Raw genomic sequence first — 14,794 nt, forward strand, 5'->3', positions numbered from 1 at the left:
GTGAACACGATCACCGTGACTCCTTCAAACCCGACGTGACGAACGCGGCGATCTGGTCGCGCATGGCCTCGTGGTCGTCCGCCGCGTCGCCCAGGATGATGCGCCCGAGCTGGCGCATCATCGAGGGGAACAGCGCCAGCCCGGTCATCATGAACAGCGTCCGGGCCACCTCCGGCGACGGTTCCACGCCCAGACCCTCCGCCAGCGAGGCCGTCTTGCGGCGGCAGCGCTCCACCCGTACCTCCTGCCCGGCCGGCAGCGCTTCCTGGTCCCGATAGTTGAGCGCCTCCCACATCAGCAGCCGCACCAGCTCGGGATGTGAGTGGTAGTAGTCCGTCAGCCGGGCCACGTAGTCACCGGGATCGGCGCCCGGGAGGGAGATCTGCGTCGTCAGGTCATCGAGCGCCTCCTTGATGACCTCGTCGAACAGCTTCTCCTTGCTGCCGAAATGCCCGTAGATGCGCTCTTTGTTGACGCCGGCGCGCTCGGCGATGCGATCCACGCGGGCGCCCGCCACGCCGTACGCGGCGAACTCCTCCCGTGCGGCCTCCAGCAGGGCGGCGCGCGTGGCGGTGGTCGAGACCTTGGGTGCCATGCCGCCCATGATATCCACCAACCAGTTGGTTGTAATCCAACTGAACGGTTGACATCCAACTAGTTGGTTGGCTACCGTCCCGACACATGACGACCACCATTTCCCCCGCGCCGCAGCACCCCGCGGCGACCTCGCCGGCCCGCTTGCCGTTCGGACGCACGCTGGCGGCCTTAACTCTCACCGCCGTGCTGGTCAGCGGCCAGCTGTACATCGTGATCCCGCTCCTGCACGACATGGCCACCGGCTGGGGCGCCTCGGCCGGCGGCCTGACCTGGCTGGTGACCGCGTTCGGCATCGGGTACGGAGCCGGTTTCCTGATCTTCGGCCCGCTGTCCGACCGGTACGGGCGCCGCCGGATGCTGATGATCGGACTGCCCCTGGCCGCGCTCACCTCGGCGGCGGTGGCGTTGAGCCCGAACCCCGAAGTGGCGCTGGCGTTGCGGGCGGTGCAGGGGCTGGCGGTGGCGATGTTCCCGCCCGCGGCCCTGGCGTACCTGGCGGAACGGGTCGAGCCGCGCCGCCGGGTGGGCGCGATCGCGGCGATCACCGGCGCGTTCCTCGCCTCGGCCGTGCTGCTCCAGGTCGCCGCCCAGCTGCTGGTGGACGTGATCGGCTGGCGCGGGCTGTTCCTGCTGTCGGCGGCCGGGTTCGTGCTGGCGTTCCTGGGCGTGCGGGCCGTCACGCTGCCCGACCTGCCGCGTGAGGGTGGCGGCTCGCCGCTGTCGGTCTACCGGGCGGTGCCAGGCCTGCTGTTCCACCGCGTCCTCGGCCTCCGGTACGTGGCCACGGTCATGCTGATGGCGGGCTTCGTGGCCGTTTACACCGGTCTGCAGATCTACGGCGTGACCTCGTCCTCCGAACTCCTCGCGCTCCGCGCGGCGGGGCTCCCGTCGATCGTCCTGGTGCCGCTGCTCATGCCCTGGCTGGCCCGGATCCACGCGCCGATCAGGGCGGCGGTGTTCCTGACGGCCGGAGCCCTCGCCCTCGCCGCCGTCGGCCTCACCGGGACGGCCGCGCTGGTGCTGCTACTGGCCGTCTACGTCGCCGCCATTACCGGCGGCCTGCCCAGCCTGAACGAGGCGATCTCCGCCGGCGCCGGACCGGCCCGGGGGACGGCGCTGTCGCTGTTCTCCTTCGCGCTCGCGGTCGGCGGCAGCGTCGGCCCGCAGCTGGCCGCCGCGTTCGGGGGATTCACCCCGCTCCTGTACGGCCTCGCGATCGGCATGGCGCTGGCGGCCCTGGCCACACTGCTCTCCGGGGTATTCCACCGCGTAGCTACTGACCGGTAAGGTGTTCTGTTACCACCGGTAACATCGGGTCGAGGAGAGTGCGCACATGACCGGCTTCTGCCCGGAGCCCAGCGACGACGTGGCCGAGGTACGCGACTGGGTGCACGCGTTCGCCCGCGACGTGATCCGCCCGGCGGGCGCCGAATGGGACGAACGCGAGGAAACCCCCTGGCCGGTCATCCGGGAGGCGGCCAAGATCGGCCTCTACTCCCTCGACTTCTTCGCCACCCAGTGGTTCGAGGACAGCGGGCTCGCGCTGCCCGTGGCGTTCGAGGAGATCTTCTGGGGCGACGCGGGCATCGGCCTGGCCATCGTCGGCACCGGCCTGGCCGCCGCCGCCCTCGCCGCGAACGGCACCCCCGACCAGATGGGGGAGTGGCTGCCACAGATGTTCGGCACGGAGAACGACGTCAAGCTGGGCGCCTTCTGCGCTTCCGAGCCCGACGCCGGCTCGGACGTCGGCGCCATCCGCACCCGCGCCGTCCATGACGGCGGCGACTGGGTGCTGGACGGCGTCAAGACCTGGGCCACGAACGGCGGCATCGCGAACGTCCACGTGGTCGTCGCCTCGGTCGACCCCTCCCTCGGCACCCGGGGCCAGGCGTCCTTCGTCATCCCGCCCGGCACCCCCGGGCTGTCCATGGGCCAGAAGTTCCGCAAGCACGGGATCCGCGCCTCCCACACGGCCGAGGTGATCCTGGACGGCGTCCGCGTACCGGGCTCCTGCCTGCTCGGTGGCAAGGAGAAGCTGGACGCCCGGCTGTCCCGCGTACGCAACGGGGAACGGGCGGGGGAGCAGGCGGCGATGCGCACGTTCGAGACCACCCGCCCGTCGGTCGCCGCCATGGCCGTCGGGATCGCGCGGGCGGCCTTCGAGTACGCCAGGGACTATGCCCGCGAGCGGGAGCAGTTCGGCCGCAAGATCGGCGAGAACCAGGCGATCGCCTTCCTCCTCGCCGAGATGGCCACCCGGGTGGATATGGCCCGCCTGCTGACCTGGCGGGCCGCCTGGATGGCCCGCAACGGCAGGCAGTTCTCGCAGGCGGAGGGCTCGATGTCGAAGCTCGTGGCGGGGGAGACGGCGGTGTGGGTGACGGAGCAGGCGATCCAGATCCTGGGCGGCGCCGGATACACCAGGGAGCACCCGGTGGAGCGCTTCCACCGTGACGCCAAGATCTACACCATCTTCGAAGGGACGTCGGAGATCCAGCGGTTGATCATCGGCCGCGCTGTGACTGGCCTGCCGGTTCGCTAAGAACTTCGCACGTCAGCGGGGGTGACGTGACGCGGGTAGAGTCGCCGCAGCACATCACCCTGCCTGCTGCCTTGCCGGTGGAACAGACCTCAGTTCTGTCTCAGTTCTGTCTCACTGGCTTCGAGTGGCCGGAGTTGCCGATCGATAGCTTCGCGGACTCGATTGTGCGACGAAGGCAGCATGTGAGCGTAGACACGGAGAGTAAGCGCCGGATCGGAGTGCCCCAGGTACTCGGACAAGTCCTTGATTGTCACGCCACCCGCCAGAGTGACGCTCGCGAAGTAGTGGCGAAGCTGGTGTGTGCCCTCCTGGCGATTGGTGAGGTACTGACGCCGGCCTCGTGCGTCCCTGACCGGCTCAGGAAGGACCTCTGCCGCAACGAGCGCAGGCTTCCAGACACTCAAGTCGTAGTTCCGGTGCCGAATGTGTAAATCGTCGGTCGCCCAGCGGAACAGCAGGTTGTGGGTACGCGGCTTTCCATGGGGTTTCTCCCAGGGCAGCGTGTACGGCCGCGGCTCGTGGGCGTCGATGTGCGTGCGCAGGTGCTCCGCAACCCACTGAGACATGGGGATGGTGCGTTCCTTGTCCCTCTTCGGCAGGGCGAAGGCGAAGTCGCTCCTCAGCTTCTTGACCTGGCGCCGCACGTGAATGGTCATCTCCTCGAAATCCACGTCCTCGAGGGCGAGCCCGAACCACTCACCTGCCCGCATGCCACACCCCGCCCCGAGGACGGGCATCGCCCGTAGGTGCTCGGGATGGGCGGCGATGATCGCGAGAACCACCAGGTCCGCCCAGGGAACCACCTTCTTGTACGCGTGCGCAGGTGTTTTGACGATCTCGGCCTTGGCACCCGTTGGTGAGGTCACCGAACGTGTGGATGGTGAACCCGCGTTGGGCGTTCGGGTCGTTGCCTGATATCTCGTATTCGATCACGGTCGGAGAGCTTTCGCTTTCTTGTGTGAATGTGACTACGCCGCTTACGTTGCTGTCGCCGCGGAGAACTGCAACCGCCTTCGGCATTGACCCACCTTCTTGTCCCAGAGCTGGCCATGCTTACTGGACGCACGCCACGCTGCTCCGGCGCTGGACGACAATCCGCCGCCACTCATGCCGTGCCCGCGCACCCCATGTCAAGCATCAGTATTCGATCATGGAACTATCAGCGGGGCAGCATGATTCGGCTGATTGGTGGACGCCCCGCATTGACATGGAAGAGGACGTCGCCGAGGGCCGGGACGGCGAGTACGTCCTGCGCGGTTCGTCATGCGGAACAACGGCTCACACGGCGACGGCAGCGAGCACTGCACGCCGTTCGACGAGCCGGCGCGCACGGTCACGACGACCGGGCATCAGTCACTGGTCACGATGCCGGAGCCGCTGCTGATGCCGTACTACGGCAACGGCAACGTCATCGGCGCGTCCGAGCCGATCGGGACGCTCCCGACCCGTGACCGGTGGGCGCTGCTCACCTCAGACGGGAAGATCGACATCGACCGTGCCCGGTTCCGGATGCTCGGCACAGACGAGTTGCGCCGGGCGCAGAGCTTCGCCCACGGATACCGTTTCGCGACGAAGGACAAGCGGACCATCGCGGCAGATCGGCAACTCCGTCCCGCCGCCGATGGCGGAGGTCCTTGCGTGCGCCGTGATGGAGGCGATCACTGGGGTTGAGCTGGAGCGGCCGACCCGCTGACCAGGCTCCGCGACTGAGACCTGAACTACTACCTCGCCGACGTTCGCCGACGCCACGGACAGATGTCCTACCCGGACCGGACCACACTCCTGCTGGCCCGCGACGACGTCCCCCGCCTGCTGCGTCTGGTCAACGCGCTACTCGCAGACCACCAGCTGGACGACGCCACGATCGCCGACGCACTCCAGCCGGAGGCGCCTTCACCGGCCTCCGACAAGCCGTGTCGTACGTGCGGCCGCGACGCGGACGGCTGGCTGTGGGAGCCGGACCCGCAGACCTGGGTGAGCCCCTGCACAAGGCACCGCTTCTTCCCATGGCCGCGCTACCAGTTCTGGTGCGTCGCGGATCAGGACGGTGCCGAATCACCCGCCACGTCGTCCAGATGAGCGGCGGCATCGGGTCGTTCGGAGCCGCGAAACACGTCGCCGACCAGCACGGCACCGACAACATGGTGCTGCTGTTCGCCGACACCCTGGTCGAGGACGAAGACCTCTACCGATTCCTCGGCGACGCCACCGCCCACCTCGGCGTCGAGCTGGTCACCGTCCGGGACGGGCGGACCCCGTTCCAGGTGTTCTTCGACGAGCATTTCCTGGGCAACTCCCGCCTCGCACCGTGCACCAAGCGGCTCAAGCAGATCCCGTGCCGCAAGTGGCTGGAAGCCAACTGCGACCTGGGCGACACCGTGGTGTACGTCGGCATCGACCACGCGGAGCAGCGCCGCATCCCTGGCGTCGTCAAGGGCTGGGCACCGTGGCGGGTCGAGTTCCCGATGGCCGACGAGCCGCACTGGGCGAAAGACCGGATGCTCGACGAATGCCGCAAGCTCGGACTGGTCCCGCAACGCCAGTACGCCCTCGGCTACGCGCACGCGAATTGCAGTGGGGTGTGCGTCCGGGCCGGCCGGGAGCAGTGGCTGCTCACGCTAGAGGTGTTCCCCGAACGGTACGCCGAAGCCGAGCGCCAGGAGCAGCGGTCCAGGGAGAAGTTCGGCAAGGACGTCGCGATCCTCACCGAGACCGTACGCGGAGAGAAACGGCCCCTCACGCTCGCTGAGCTACGCCGCCGCTACCAGGCAGGCCAGATCAAGCGGAGGCGACGCAAGCCCAGGCAGCTCGCGCTCTCCGACGTCGCGGCCTGATGCACGCCCCGCTGTCCCTGGCGCCGCCGTCCACCGGCCGGATCCGCGAGCACATCCACGCGGGCCGGCCCGGCGCCATCGTCACCCCGTCCTCCGGGAACCGCATCCCCGAGGACGGGTGTGGGCCGCCGACTCCGGCATCTTCGGCAACTCGTACGTCGGCGATGGGCCTACATGGACTGGAGGAACGCGCGCCGTTCGCCGACCGTTGCCTGTTCGCGACCGCGCCAGACGTCCCGTTCAGCGCGTTCGCCACCGTCAACCGCTCGTACCCGTTCCTCGACCGCATCCGGCGATTGGGATACCCGGTCGCGCTGGTCGCCCAGGATCATCTCGAATTCTGCGACTGGTGGCGCTGGGAGGACTTCGCAACCGTTGTCGCGGCAAAACCCGTGTCTGGTTAGGTGCGTGTCCTGGTTACCAGGGGTGCCCAGCAGTACGACGACTTCATAAGTGTGGAGAGCCTCGTGTCCCGTTTCTTGATCTATGAACCCATTGGAACGTTAGCACATGTGGTCTATGTCACATCGCTGGCTTCCGTGTGGGCATAGGTTGGGGGCCGTGCTTAGGTGCCGGTATGGCCTTCTTGGACGGCGTCAACACGATCGTCAGCATCATTGTGGGCCTCGTGGGCATCGCCGGTTTCGTTCTCACGCTGGTCGACAGGCGCAGGCAGTCCAGGACGGCGAATGCGCCCGCCAATGCGGTCGAGCCCGAGACCGAGGCCAGTGAGGGGCTCAGCGCGCGCACCCCGCAACGCCAACGTTCAGCTGCCCGCCGTCTCTTGCTCAGCCCGCTGGTTTTCCTTGCGGCGTTTCTCGGTTCAGGCATGCTGGTGGCAGCGTTTGACGACCTGAATGACGAGATCGACTTGTCCGCGATCGCCGGCTGGAGCGTTGCTGTTTGCAGCACGCTGGCATGGGTGTATTTCGCGCTGAGATTGCGTCGAGCCAGCAGGTAGCCACGTTGAAGCCGGCTCTGGACGCCGACACAGGCCCAAGAAGACTAAGGCGGCCTGCTGGTGGCTGCATTCCTCGGGCATTCCCCCGCGGAGGTGTGGGACTGGGTGCGAATCACAGCTGAACGACTGGCTAGCGCCTGGCTGAACGGCTTGCCCAGGCCATCCGGTATGACGGCGGGGGGTTCCAGGCCGTGCAGTCGCTTTATGCGTTCAGTCGGATACTGATAGGTATGGGATAGGCGGCTGGCTGCGGAGGGGGAGCCGGCTTGAGAGGGGTGTGGGTGTCTGAACCGCGCGAGTCCCATGGTGCTCCCAGATGCCCATGCCCGTTCGCCACGGTCATTCCGTGGCAAATGCGGTGCTCGGCGATCGGCTGGCTTACCCCGTGATCATGGCCGTAATGATGGAGCCGGCCACGCTGATAAGAGCACCCGCCACGGCCCCGATCAGCGCCATTGCCAAGGTCAGTCTTTGATATCGGTTCAACGGCTCTGCCGAGGCCCTCGTCCGCGAGGCCGCATCGTCTTCCCCGGCAGTTGCGATGGTCTCTCTCCGGTTGACGGATAGCGGAGAATCAGGCGCCATCTCAACCTTCGGCCGCGCCTCGGAAGGCAGATGGGCTGGTTTGGTGGCCAGCGCCATCCCTGCGCATAATGCCGCTGCCAAGAGGCCCAAGACCATGGCGATGTCCAAGAACACGCCGACGGTCACGGAGACGCTTGCGTCTCGCGCGAGCCGACTTGTCAAGGCAACTCCAGCCGCGCCCATCCCGGCCGCGCCGAAGACCCCTGCGGCGCTGAAGAAACCTGTCCGCTTGGCGATGGTGCGCACCTGAAGCGGGGCGCCGACACACAGCAGCGCCAGCTCCTCCACCGTCCAGAGGGGTCGATCGACCAGCCAGTCGGCCAGCCCTGCGGCAAGGCCGACGCCGATCAAGATGGTGCCGATACCGGCGACCCTGAGCCGCCAGGCGAGCCCGGCCAGGGTCGCAGCCAGACCGGCTCCGGCAACGACCAGGCCGATCTCCCAGATGGCCTCGTACTCCTCCCCCTGGAGATCGAATGATAGCCCCACTGTCATGGCGACCAAGATCAACCCGCTCAGTCCGGCGCCGAGCGAAACCAGCCATCGCGCATTCACGAACGGCAGTGTCTCAAATCGTTCCGTAGGCGAATACCCACGCGGTGGATCGCCTTGGTGGCTTATTCGCGGCCCATCCGGGCGAGTCTCACGCGCTCGGGCAGAACGTCACAGGCCCCCCGCGGGGCGGGGGCCTGTGGGCGGGCAGCCGGGGAAGCCGGAGGCCCTTGGGCTACGTAGCGAGCGCCGCTGCGCAGCTGTTCTTGTTTCGTTGGCGCCGTCAGATGTCGAATTCGCCCTTGTCGGCGCCTGTGAGGAAGGCTTTCCACTCGCCGGGGGTGAAGATCAGCGCGGGGCCCTGGGGGTTCTTGCTGTCGCGGACTGCGATGATGCCGGGCAGGTTGGTGGCGACTTCCACGCACTGCCCGTTGTCGCCGCTGGCGCTGGACTTGCGCCATTCCGCATTGTCGAGGTTCAGCTGTTCCATTTTCTTATCGCATCCTCTATCGCCTGTTACGTCACACCTGGTGCGAATGATGTGTCATGTGTGTCTGGCGCGTATATTGCGTTCTCGCGCCAAGCGGCACTGTCACTCTCGGGGGAATGCAGCTTGAATAAGGCAGACGGCATCGAGGAGTTTCGCCAGCGCACCGACGCGCCGTCTCGCGCCGCCGCAGCGCGGAGCGTCGAGGCGTTCATTGACATCATCGTCGGCACCGTGGCCGCCGGTAGAGAGGTCCGCATCGGCGGGCTCGGTGTGTTCGAGCGCGCCTATCACCGGGCCCGCGTCCGCCGGAACCCGAACACCAACGAGGCGATCGAGGTGCCCGGCAAGTGGGTCATGCGGTTCCGGCCGGCTAAGGGCGTCCAGGCCGTCGTCAACAAGAAGTAGCACCAGCTCGTCGGCGGTCCGTTGCGGGGGCGCGGGCCGCCGACGTATTTCCCTAATCATCGCGAACGGTTGCTATGACGTGATTATGACGCCCTTTACGCACACTGGCCGATGACGTCAGAACGCGAAAGGGGGGCCATCATGGCCAATCTCAAGAGGGTGTCCCGGCCAGGGCGAGTCCGTTCGGTTCTTGGAGCCGCATTTGGCGCGCTCGCCCTGACGCTGATCACTACACACCCGGCCAGCGCACAGGCATATACCTTCGACGTTAGCCTGACCGCGTACAACGATGGCGTTCGTGCGGGTGCCTTCGCCGGGGGGGACGGCCGTAACGACGCCAAGATCACATTTGTCTCCGCCACCGAGGTCGCGGTTACGGGAACCGTGCACGACACCGCCTACGACGGCTGGTGTGCGCTGGTGTCGATGACGGTCAACGACGGGTTCGCCGACGCGAGGACCATTCGCAGAGAAACGTGCGGCTACCAATCCTCCGAGCCCGTCGGAGAAACGTTCGTAAAGCCCCGGGTCTACAACCTCAAAGTTGCGGTCGGGCTGCGTTATCCGCCTACGGGACAAGTCAGCTGGGGCGAAAGCAAGAAGCTCGATAGCCCCTATTGGTAAGCCTGGCATCGATGGGGTTACGGCTCCACCTTCTGTCGCCTGATTCGGCATCGAGAAGGTTGGGGGTGAGCACGACGGGATCGACACTGCTGTGAGTCGTGATCGTGATGCCGAAGAAGGAGCGGTCGCGCCTCCGGCGTGGATGAGATATGGGGCGCGAGCTGGTCAAAGGGACGGCTCGCGCCCCGCCGCTACTGGGAGTGGTCCAGGTCCACTTCGTCCAGGCCAAGCTCGTCAAGATACGCCTCGATGGCGTCGTTGATGACGGCCTTGCCGCCCATCTGCTCCTGGTGGCACGCGGCGACGAGCCGTGCCCTGGTGTTGCGCGTGAGCCGTACGACGGCCGGCGGCGCGGTGGCCCGGTCGGTCGGTGTGCCGGGCGGCGGCTGGTTGGGGTCGCGCGGCATCTTGAGGTCGGCGTCCTCTGGCATCTCGCCCGGGACGGGCGGCTGCAGCGCATCGCAGTAGGTGTTGATGGCCGTCTCGAACGTCTCCTGCAGGCCCTCGCCAGTGACTTTGAGGGCGTGGGTGAGGCGTTCGTCGATGTCCTCGAAGAGGTGGGCGATGGTGGGCTGGAGGCCCGTCCACTTGGGCGAAGTGAAGACCCTTCCACCGGGCTTCGACGTCACCCGCGACATCCCCACCGTCGAAGAGGTCGCCGACTACATCGGCATCATCACCTCCACCGACGAGCGGCGGCACCCGTACCAGTCGTTCCCCGCCCGGTGCCGGCCGAGCGTGGGCGGCGGTCCCGAGCTCGACTCGATGATCGAGGACGAGTACCGGTTCGGCTGGTTCGGCCAGGCCGACTACGACGGGCACCTCGGCGGTGGTGCGTGAGCATCACCATCCGCGAGGACGAATGCGACGAGTACGACCCGAGCCACGCCGTCCCCACCAGCGCGGGCCGTTACTACTGCGACCCGATGTGCGCGCCGGACGACCCCAACCGGATGAAGATCTCCGTCACCAACGCCATCGACCAGCACATGATCGAGGCGCTGGCCCCCGCCGCCGCGAGTGACACCGCGATCTGGCTGATGGACAACCTCCCCGCCGCGATCCGCGCGGCCGCCGACCCCGACGACATGGAAGCGTTCATCAAGGAGGCTAAGAAGCAGTACCAGCCTTCAGTGGGACAAGAAGGCCGACTTAGGCAGCCGAGTCCACAACATCGCTGAGGCGATCAACATCGGCGCTCCGTACATTCCGGACGAAGAGGCCGCCCCGTTCGTGGACGCCTACATGGAGTTCCTGACCGACTTCGGGGTGGACATCCGCCGCGACATCAAGGCGGCCGAGTGCACGATGATCAACCGCACGATCCCGTACGGCGGTACGAGTGACATCTGGGCCCGCCTGCGATTCCCCGCTCCGACGTCGCCGATCATGCCGAGGTTCAAGCCTCGCGCGGTTCCAGCTGGCCCGATCCCGACGCCGTCCGGGCTGTGGCTCGTGGACCTCAAGACGAGCCTCACCAAGCCGGCCAGCGCCGTCTATGACGACCACCTGATGCAGCTCGCCGCGCTGCGGCACGCGGAAGTCGCGCTCATCTGCCCGCCCGAGTGCAGGTACGGCGAGAGCGAGAACCACGACGCCAGCCACGAGTTCCCCGTCCCGGAGTTCGTCGGTACGGCGATCCTCAACCTCCGCACGAACGGCTACGGCTTCGTGCCGCTCCCAGCCGACCGTGACGCGTTCGACGCGTTCTGCGGGCTGATCCCGCTCGCGCACTACGAGTCGCTGCACCGGCGTGGTGATGCAGCCCCCGTTCAACGGTCCCTGCCTGTGCGGCGCGGACGTTGAGATCAAGAAGCGGCCGTGCAAACCGCAATCGCGCCTCGGCGTCATCCTCAAGCAGGTGCGCAGCCTGGGCCTGTGGCGGCTGGACAGCAAGGGCGGCAACGCCGCGGCGGAGCTGCCGAACGCCGCCGAACTCCTCGCGCACGCAGGCAAGTATGTGGACGCCTGGCTGTTCGTGGATGAGCGCACGAGTTCGTTCAGTGGGGGAGAGGTGGGGGAGCCTCCTGTGGAGCCGGAGGTGCCGGAGGTTCGGTGGCGGACGGGGGAGCCGTTCGTGTGTTCGCGCTGCATGGCGACGACTCGGCGGGCTTTGTTGGAGGTTCGGAGGCTCGCTGCGGAGGTGGCGGCGGACGCGGACGGGCTGAGGGCGGCGTCTCGCTGGTCGAGGGTGTCGGGGACGCGGCCGCATGGGTCGCCGTCGCCGGTGGGGGATCTGTTGCATGACCTGACGAAGGACCTGCTGGACTTCGAGGCGCGGTACTTGAAGGTTCGGGGTTGGCCTGCTCCGGTCAGCGTTTCTCATGGTGCGGATGCGCGCGGCCGGGCGGTTGCGTTCCTGGTCGAGCATCTGGAGAGTGTGCTCGCGGTGGAGGAGTTGGACGGCCTGGTGGAGGTGGCGCTCGGGTGGGAGCGGCGTATAGGGGATGGGCCAGGGTGGACACCGGCGCGGTGTCGGTGTGGGGAGCGGAATCAGCGGGGCCTGGTTGTCGAGGAGGCAGGATGATCCGGCAGATGGCCGAGCTTATAGTTAGCCCCGGTTTCCTTGAGATGGAAGCAAAAGCCTCAGGTGTCTAATGCCTGAGGCTCTGCGTTCTTGGTGATGGTCCAGTGTCAGGGCGTGACGTCGGCGCAGGTAGCGTTAGCGCTCAGTGTCGCCGTGGTTTGGGAAGTATTGACAAAGCTCGCATCGTATTCAGTCGCGGTACTGTTCGTTGCCGATAGAAAGACGGCCTGGGTGCCTGGCTGGGCCTGGTAATAGCCTGAGATCAAATTCTTCCCCTCGGGGCAAAGAATAGAAACACTGCAGACTTCTCCGGGGGCGCATTCATCACTTTGTGCCGGGCGCACCTCGTATCCGGAGAATCCACCGTTTGGTGGCGGCGGCGTGGTTTGTTGCGCGCTCTGTGTGCAGTTATTCGTCTGATTGGTGGTTATGTGATTGTTGTCACCTTTGACGGAGTTGACGTTGCTCGCCGTGGGAATGCACAGCACTGTGGGTGACACGTTCAGGGGGAGCAGGTTTGTGCTCGGGCTGATGCCATCGATGATGTCGATAATCGGATTAGAGTCGGCGAAGGCGGGCGAGCCGGCGCTGCCGATAACTGCAGCACCCGAGGAGGCGGCCAGAACTGCGGCGAACCATCCCAGCTTCTTCATGTTGATCCCCTGCTTTGTATGTGCTCTCTGATTGCAGTGAAAGCTAGCATTTGGCTATTGTCACCTGTTAGATCGACACGTATGGCGCAGGCAATGAATTATTGCTTTCCGCTTTGCAGGGGTTCATTATTCCGCGCGCTGCTGTTCGCTGAGTCCAATGCGTTCGTGGAGATGATGGGCGCGAGTGTGGCTTGAGGCGTTGGCAGGCAGCGATCGCTCATGTGCCGCGAGCGGAGGGGCGCGGTATGAGCGTGCGGGCCGAGGAAGGGCGTAGCCGCTATCGTCGGCTGCCGATGAGGCGATTGTGCATGGGTTTCTTGTTGTGCGAGAGCATCGGAAGGCTGATAGCGGTACCGCTGTTGGATTGCAGTTGGTAGCGGAGTGTGTAACACTTCCGGGCGACGGAGAGACGTGTGCCCTCGGACTGATCATGGTTCGAGGGCTTTCCGCTGTTCGGGGGGTGTTGGTGTCCCCTGTGACGGCGAAGGTTGCTGCTGTCCGGCTGGGTCGGGAGGCGGTGACGATCCGGCAGTGGGCGCGCCGGTAAGGCGCGTGGGTGTTGGGCCGGGCCGGTCGTGAGGTCGTGCACGACTTCGCTGATCTGGCGACGATCGAGGGTTGTATCTGGCGGGGCGATCCTGTGCCCGAGTCGCCGGAGGATCGGGATGCGTTGCGGGCGCGGTTAGCGTCGGCGGCGTGAAGTGAGCAGACAGGGGTGGCTGTGATGGAGTCGAAGAGGTAGGCGCGGGTGTTGGGCGCGGAGCGCGAGGCGTTGAAGGCGGACCCGAAGTGCCGGTAAGTGGCGGGCGAGTCGATTCGTCAGCTGTCGATCTCGACGGGCCGTTCGTACGGGTTCGTGCATCGGCTGCTGGAGGAGGCAGGCGTGACGTTGCGGCCGCGGGGTGGGGCGCGGAAGGTGCGCGCCGCGTCTTAGCTGATGCTGTTCACCCATATGCCGATGGGGATGGACAGGGCGGCGGACAGGAGTATGCCGGCGAGGAAGAAGCGAAGTTCGCGGCGCCGACCAGCGCGGATGCTGGCCTTGGTCTCGCCGATGAGTATCTGCCGGATCTTCTCGGCTTCCTCCTCGTTGAGTTCGAGGAGTCGCTGTTGACGCTCGGCTTCGGCGAGGAGCGCTTCGCGCGCAGCCTGTTGGGCGTCGAGGTCGCGCCGGAGTAGGTCCATTAGGGCGACCGCTTCCGTGAAGGCCTGATTGACTGCTTGGACGCGGCGGCGAAGTACCTGGGCAGGGTCTTCCTTGGCGGGGTCTTCCTCGGCTTGCGTTCGTCCTTCTCCGCTCGCGACCAAATACACTGGCAATACCATGATTGCTGCCGCTATGGCGACGGCGAAGGCTTCCGGGATTTTGTGGTAGGCGGACCATCCGAGAAGCCCGCCGGCCACCATAAGGATCAGCGTGGTCAAGACAGCAATGATGTGTCGAGGGCGCATTCATTTATTGCAGCGCGGCTGATCGTGACGTGTTGGTGCTGTGATCAGATCGCTATCTGACGTTGCGGACAAGATCGTTAAGATAGGAACATGATTCACGTTATGTTCCGCTCTGCGTGGGTCCGTCGCGAGTGATCCACTTCCCTCGCGAAAGGTGCTCTCATGAGCAACCACAGCAGCGACCGGCTCCACCCGGCCGCCGCCGACACATCGCCCGCACCCATCTGGACTCGGCTGGTGTCCATGCCGCCAACTGCTGAGGAGTTGACTCGGCACCTGGAGTCCAGCTCCGATTGGACGCGGTCCGCCGAGGACGACGAGCAGGGCGAGCCGTACGACACCTGGCGGTACCTTCGCCTCCCGGACATCCTCGCCGTCCTGATCAAGGTCTCTCACGTCGGCGCCACCCTCGACCCCTACGAGGAGAAAGTCCTTCTCGGCGAGGCAGCGCACGCGATCAACGCAGCGGCGCTCGGTCTGCATCCAGGGTTCAACAGCCCGATGGCCGTTAAGCGGCTGACGCGTCTCGCGCTGCTCACCGGGAATGGCACCAACCCGCCGATGGACTACCTGCACGGCATCGCCGTGGGGGATGACGCCTGATGTACACCTTCCTCGGTACGCCGAGACGG

At 66.2% G+C, this 14,794-nt stretch carries 21 protein-coding genes and 2 pseudogenes; 15 read left to right on the top strand and 8 right to left on the bottom strand.

Going from position 1 to position 14,794, the window contains the following annotated elements:
* Positions 1-10 precede the first annotated feature (10 nt).
* The gene (locus ACIHFD_RS31430) at positions 11-595 is read right to left on the bottom strand and encodes a TetR/AcrR family transcriptional regulator (RefSeq protein ID WP_397369942.1); all 585 of its coding nucleotides are present in this window, start codon (positions 593-595) and stop codon (positions 11-13) included.
* Positions 596-681: 86 nt separating this feature from the next.
* Here ACIHFD_RS31430 and ACIHFD_RS31435 point away from each other — a divergent pair, with 86 nt between their 5' ends.
* Together ACIHFD_RS31435 and ACIHFD_RS31440 are read left to right on the top strand one after the other, a co-directional pair.
* Positions 682-1,884: an MFS transporter gene (locus tag ACIHFD_RS31435; protein ID WP_397369943.1), complete on the top strand. Its 1,203-nt coding sequence runs from the start codon at positions 682-684 to the stop codon at positions 1,882-1,884.
* A 46-nt stretch (positions 1,885-1,930) separates the two neighbouring features.
* Entirely contained in the window at positions 1,931-3,139 is a 1,209-nt protein-coding gene (locus ACIHFD_RS31440; RefSeq protein WP_397369944.1) for an acyl-CoA dehydrogenase family protein, read from the top strand.
* An 89-nt stretch (positions 3,140-3,228) separates the two neighbouring features.
* On the opposite strand, the gene ACIHFD_RS31445 is transcribed toward ACIHFD_RS31440, so the two are convergent.
* Complete coding sequence (locus tag ACIHFD_RS31445) at positions 3,229-4,005, bottom strand: tyrosine-type recombinase/integrase (RefSeq protein ID WP_397369945.1); 777 nt, start codon at positions 4,003-4,005, stop codon at positions 3,229-3,231.
* A 1-nt stretch (position 4,006) separates the two neighbouring features.
* Positions 4,007-4,159 (bottom strand): annotated as a pseudogene (locus ACIHFD_RS31450) (hypothetical protein); the annotation flags it as partial.
* A 243-nt stretch (positions 4,160-4,402) separates the two neighbouring features.
* Here ACIHFD_RS31450 and ACIHFD_RS31455 point away from each other — a divergent pair.
* The 5 genes from ACIHFD_RS31455 to ACIHFD_RS31475 all read left to right on the top strand — a co-directional run bounded on the left by ACIHFD_RS31455 (position 4,403) and on the right by ACIHFD_RS31475 (position 6,934).
* Positions 4,403-4,810: a hypothetical protein gene (locus tag ACIHFD_RS31455; RefSeq protein WP_397369946.1), complete on the top strand. Its 408-nt coding sequence runs from the start codon at positions 4,403-4,405 to the stop codon at positions 4,808-4,810.
* Positions 4,811-4,894: 84 nt separating this feature from the next.
* The gene (locus tag ACIHFD_RS31460) at positions 4,895-5,218 is read left to right on the top strand and encodes a hypothetical protein (protein ID WP_397369947.1); all 324 of its coding nucleotides are present in this window, start codon (positions 4,895-4,897) and stop codon (positions 5,216-5,218) included.
* Positions 5,215-5,973 carry a hypothetical protein gene (locus tag ACIHFD_RS31465; protein WP_397369948.1) on the top strand — a complete coding sequence of 253 codons (759 nt, stop codon included), beginning with the start codon at positions 5,215-5,217 and terminating at the stop codon, positions 5,971-5,973. Before ACIHFD_RS31460 ends, ACIHFD_RS31465 begins: the two co-directional genes overlap by 4 nt.
* Positions 5,973-6,377, top strand: a complete 405-nt coding sequence (locus ACIHFD_RS31470) for a hypothetical protein (protein WP_397369949.1) — start codon at positions 5,973-5,975, stop codon at positions 6,375-6,377. Before ACIHFD_RS31465 ends, ACIHFD_RS31470 begins: the two co-directional genes overlap by 1 nt.
* A gap of 173 nt (positions 6,378-6,550) precedes the next feature.
* The gene (locus tag ACIHFD_RS31475; RefSeq protein ID WP_397369950.1) at positions 6,551-6,934 is read left to right on the top strand and encodes a hypothetical protein; all 384 of its coding nucleotides are present in this window, start codon (positions 6,551-6,553) and stop codon (positions 6,932-6,934) included.
* A 378-nt stretch (positions 6,935-7,312) separates the two neighbouring features.
* On the opposite strand, the gene ACIHFD_RS31480 is transcribed toward ACIHFD_RS31475, so the two are convergent.
* Positions 7,313-8,074, bottom strand: a complete 762-nt coding sequence (locus ACIHFD_RS31480) for a hypothetical protein (RefSeq protein ID WP_397369951.1) — start codon at positions 8,072-8,074, stop codon at positions 7,313-7,315.
* Between the two features lie 220 nt (positions 8,075-8,294).
* On the bottom strand, positions 8,295-8,501 hold the full coding sequence (locus ACIHFD_RS31485; RefSeq protein WP_397369952.1) for a DUF397 domain-containing protein: 207 nt from the start codon (positions 8,499-8,501) through the stop codon (positions 8,295-8,297).
* Positions 8,502-8,624: 123 nt separating this feature from the next.
* Here ACIHFD_RS31485 and ACIHFD_RS31490 point away from each other — a divergent pair, with 123 nt between their 5' ends.
* Together ACIHFD_RS31490 and ACIHFD_RS31495 are read left to right on the top strand one after the other, a co-directional pair.
* The gene (locus tag ACIHFD_RS31490; RefSeq protein ID WP_397369953.1) at positions 8,625-8,906 is read left to right on the top strand and encodes an HU family DNA-binding protein; all 282 of its coding nucleotides are present in this window, start codon (positions 8,625-8,627) and stop codon (positions 8,904-8,906) included.
* 141 nt (positions 8,907-9,047) lie between these two features.
* Entirely contained in the window at positions 9,048-9,530 is a 483-nt protein-coding gene (locus ACIHFD_RS31495; protein WP_397369954.1) for a hypothetical protein, read from the top strand.
* Positions 9,531-9,721: 191 nt separating this feature from the next.
* Here the strand turns inward: ACIHFD_RS31495 and ACIHFD_RS31500 are convergent, their stop codons facing one another.
* The gene (locus ACIHFD_RS31500) at positions 9,722-10,159 is read right to left on the bottom strand and encodes a hypothetical protein (protein ID WP_397369955.1); all 438 of its coding nucleotides are present in this window, start codon (positions 10,157-10,159) and stop codon (positions 9,722-9,724) included.
* Here ACIHFD_RS31500 and ACIHFD_RS31505 point away from each other — a divergent pair.
* Genes ACIHFD_RS31505 through ACIHFD_RS31520 form a run of 4 tightly spaced genes read left to right on the top strand, consistent with a single transcriptional unit; the run spans position 10,128 to position 12,057 of the window.
* Positions 10,128-10,370, top strand: coding sequence for a hypothetical protein (locus ACIHFD_RS31505; protein WP_397369956.1), 243 nt, complete (start codon positions 10,128-10,130; stop codon positions 10,368-10,370). The two genes, ACIHFD_RS31500 and ACIHFD_RS31505, sit on opposite strands and share 32 nt — an antisense overlap.
* Positions 10,367-10,711, top strand: a complete 345-nt coding sequence (locus ACIHFD_RS31510) for a hypothetical protein (RefSeq protein WP_397369957.1) — start codon at positions 10,367-10,369, stop codon at positions 10,709-10,711. The genes ACIHFD_RS31505 and ACIHFD_RS31510 overlap by 4 nt, the downstream gene beginning before the upstream one ends.
* A gap of 52 nt (positions 10,712-10,763) precedes the next feature.
* The gene (locus ACIHFD_RS31515) at positions 10,764-11,336 is read left to right on the top strand and encodes a hypothetical protein (protein ID WP_397369958.1); all 573 of its coding nucleotides are present in this window, start codon (positions 10,764-10,766) and stop codon (positions 11,334-11,336) included.
* 55 nt (positions 11,337-11,391) lie between these two features.
* The gene (locus ACIHFD_RS31520; RefSeq protein ID WP_397369959.1) at positions 11,392-12,057 is read left to right on the top strand and encodes a hypothetical protein; all 666 of its coding nucleotides are present in this window, start codon (positions 11,392-11,394) and stop codon (positions 12,055-12,057) included.
* Positions 12,058-12,164: 107 nt separating this feature from the next.
* Here ACIHFD_RS31520 and ACIHFD_RS31525 read toward each other — a convergent pair whose 3' ends face one another.
* A complete protein-coding gene (locus ACIHFD_RS31525; protein ID WP_397369960.1) occupies positions 12,165-12,710 on the bottom strand; it encodes a hypothetical protein in 546 nt (181 codons plus the stop codon).
* A 748-nt stretch (positions 12,711-13,458) separates the two neighbouring features.
* Between ACIHFD_RS31525 and ACIHFD_RS31530 the strand changes: the two are divergent.
* Positions 13,459-13,644: pseudogene (locus ACIHFD_RS31530) on the top strand (helix-turn-helix domain-containing protein).
* Here the strand turns inward: ACIHFD_RS31530 and ACIHFD_RS31535 are convergent.
* On the bottom strand, positions 13,641-14,135 hold the full coding sequence (locus ACIHFD_RS31535) for a hypothetical protein (protein ID WP_397369961.1): 495 nt from the start codon (positions 14,133-14,135) through the stop codon (positions 13,641-13,643). The pseudogene ACIHFD_RS31530 and the gene ACIHFD_RS31535 sit on opposite strands and share 4 nt — an antisense overlap.
* Positions 14,136-14,324: 189 nt before the next feature.
* Between ACIHFD_RS31535 and ACIHFD_RS31540 the strand changes: the two genes are divergently transcribed.
* A complete protein-coding gene (locus ACIHFD_RS31540; RefSeq protein WP_397369962.1) occupies positions 14,325-14,765 on the top strand; it encodes a hypothetical protein in 441 nt (146 codons plus the stop codon).
* The last annotated feature ends 29 nt before the right edge of the window (positions 14,766-14,794 follow it).

This window comes from Nonomuraea sp. NPDC051941, from assembly GCF_044593615.1.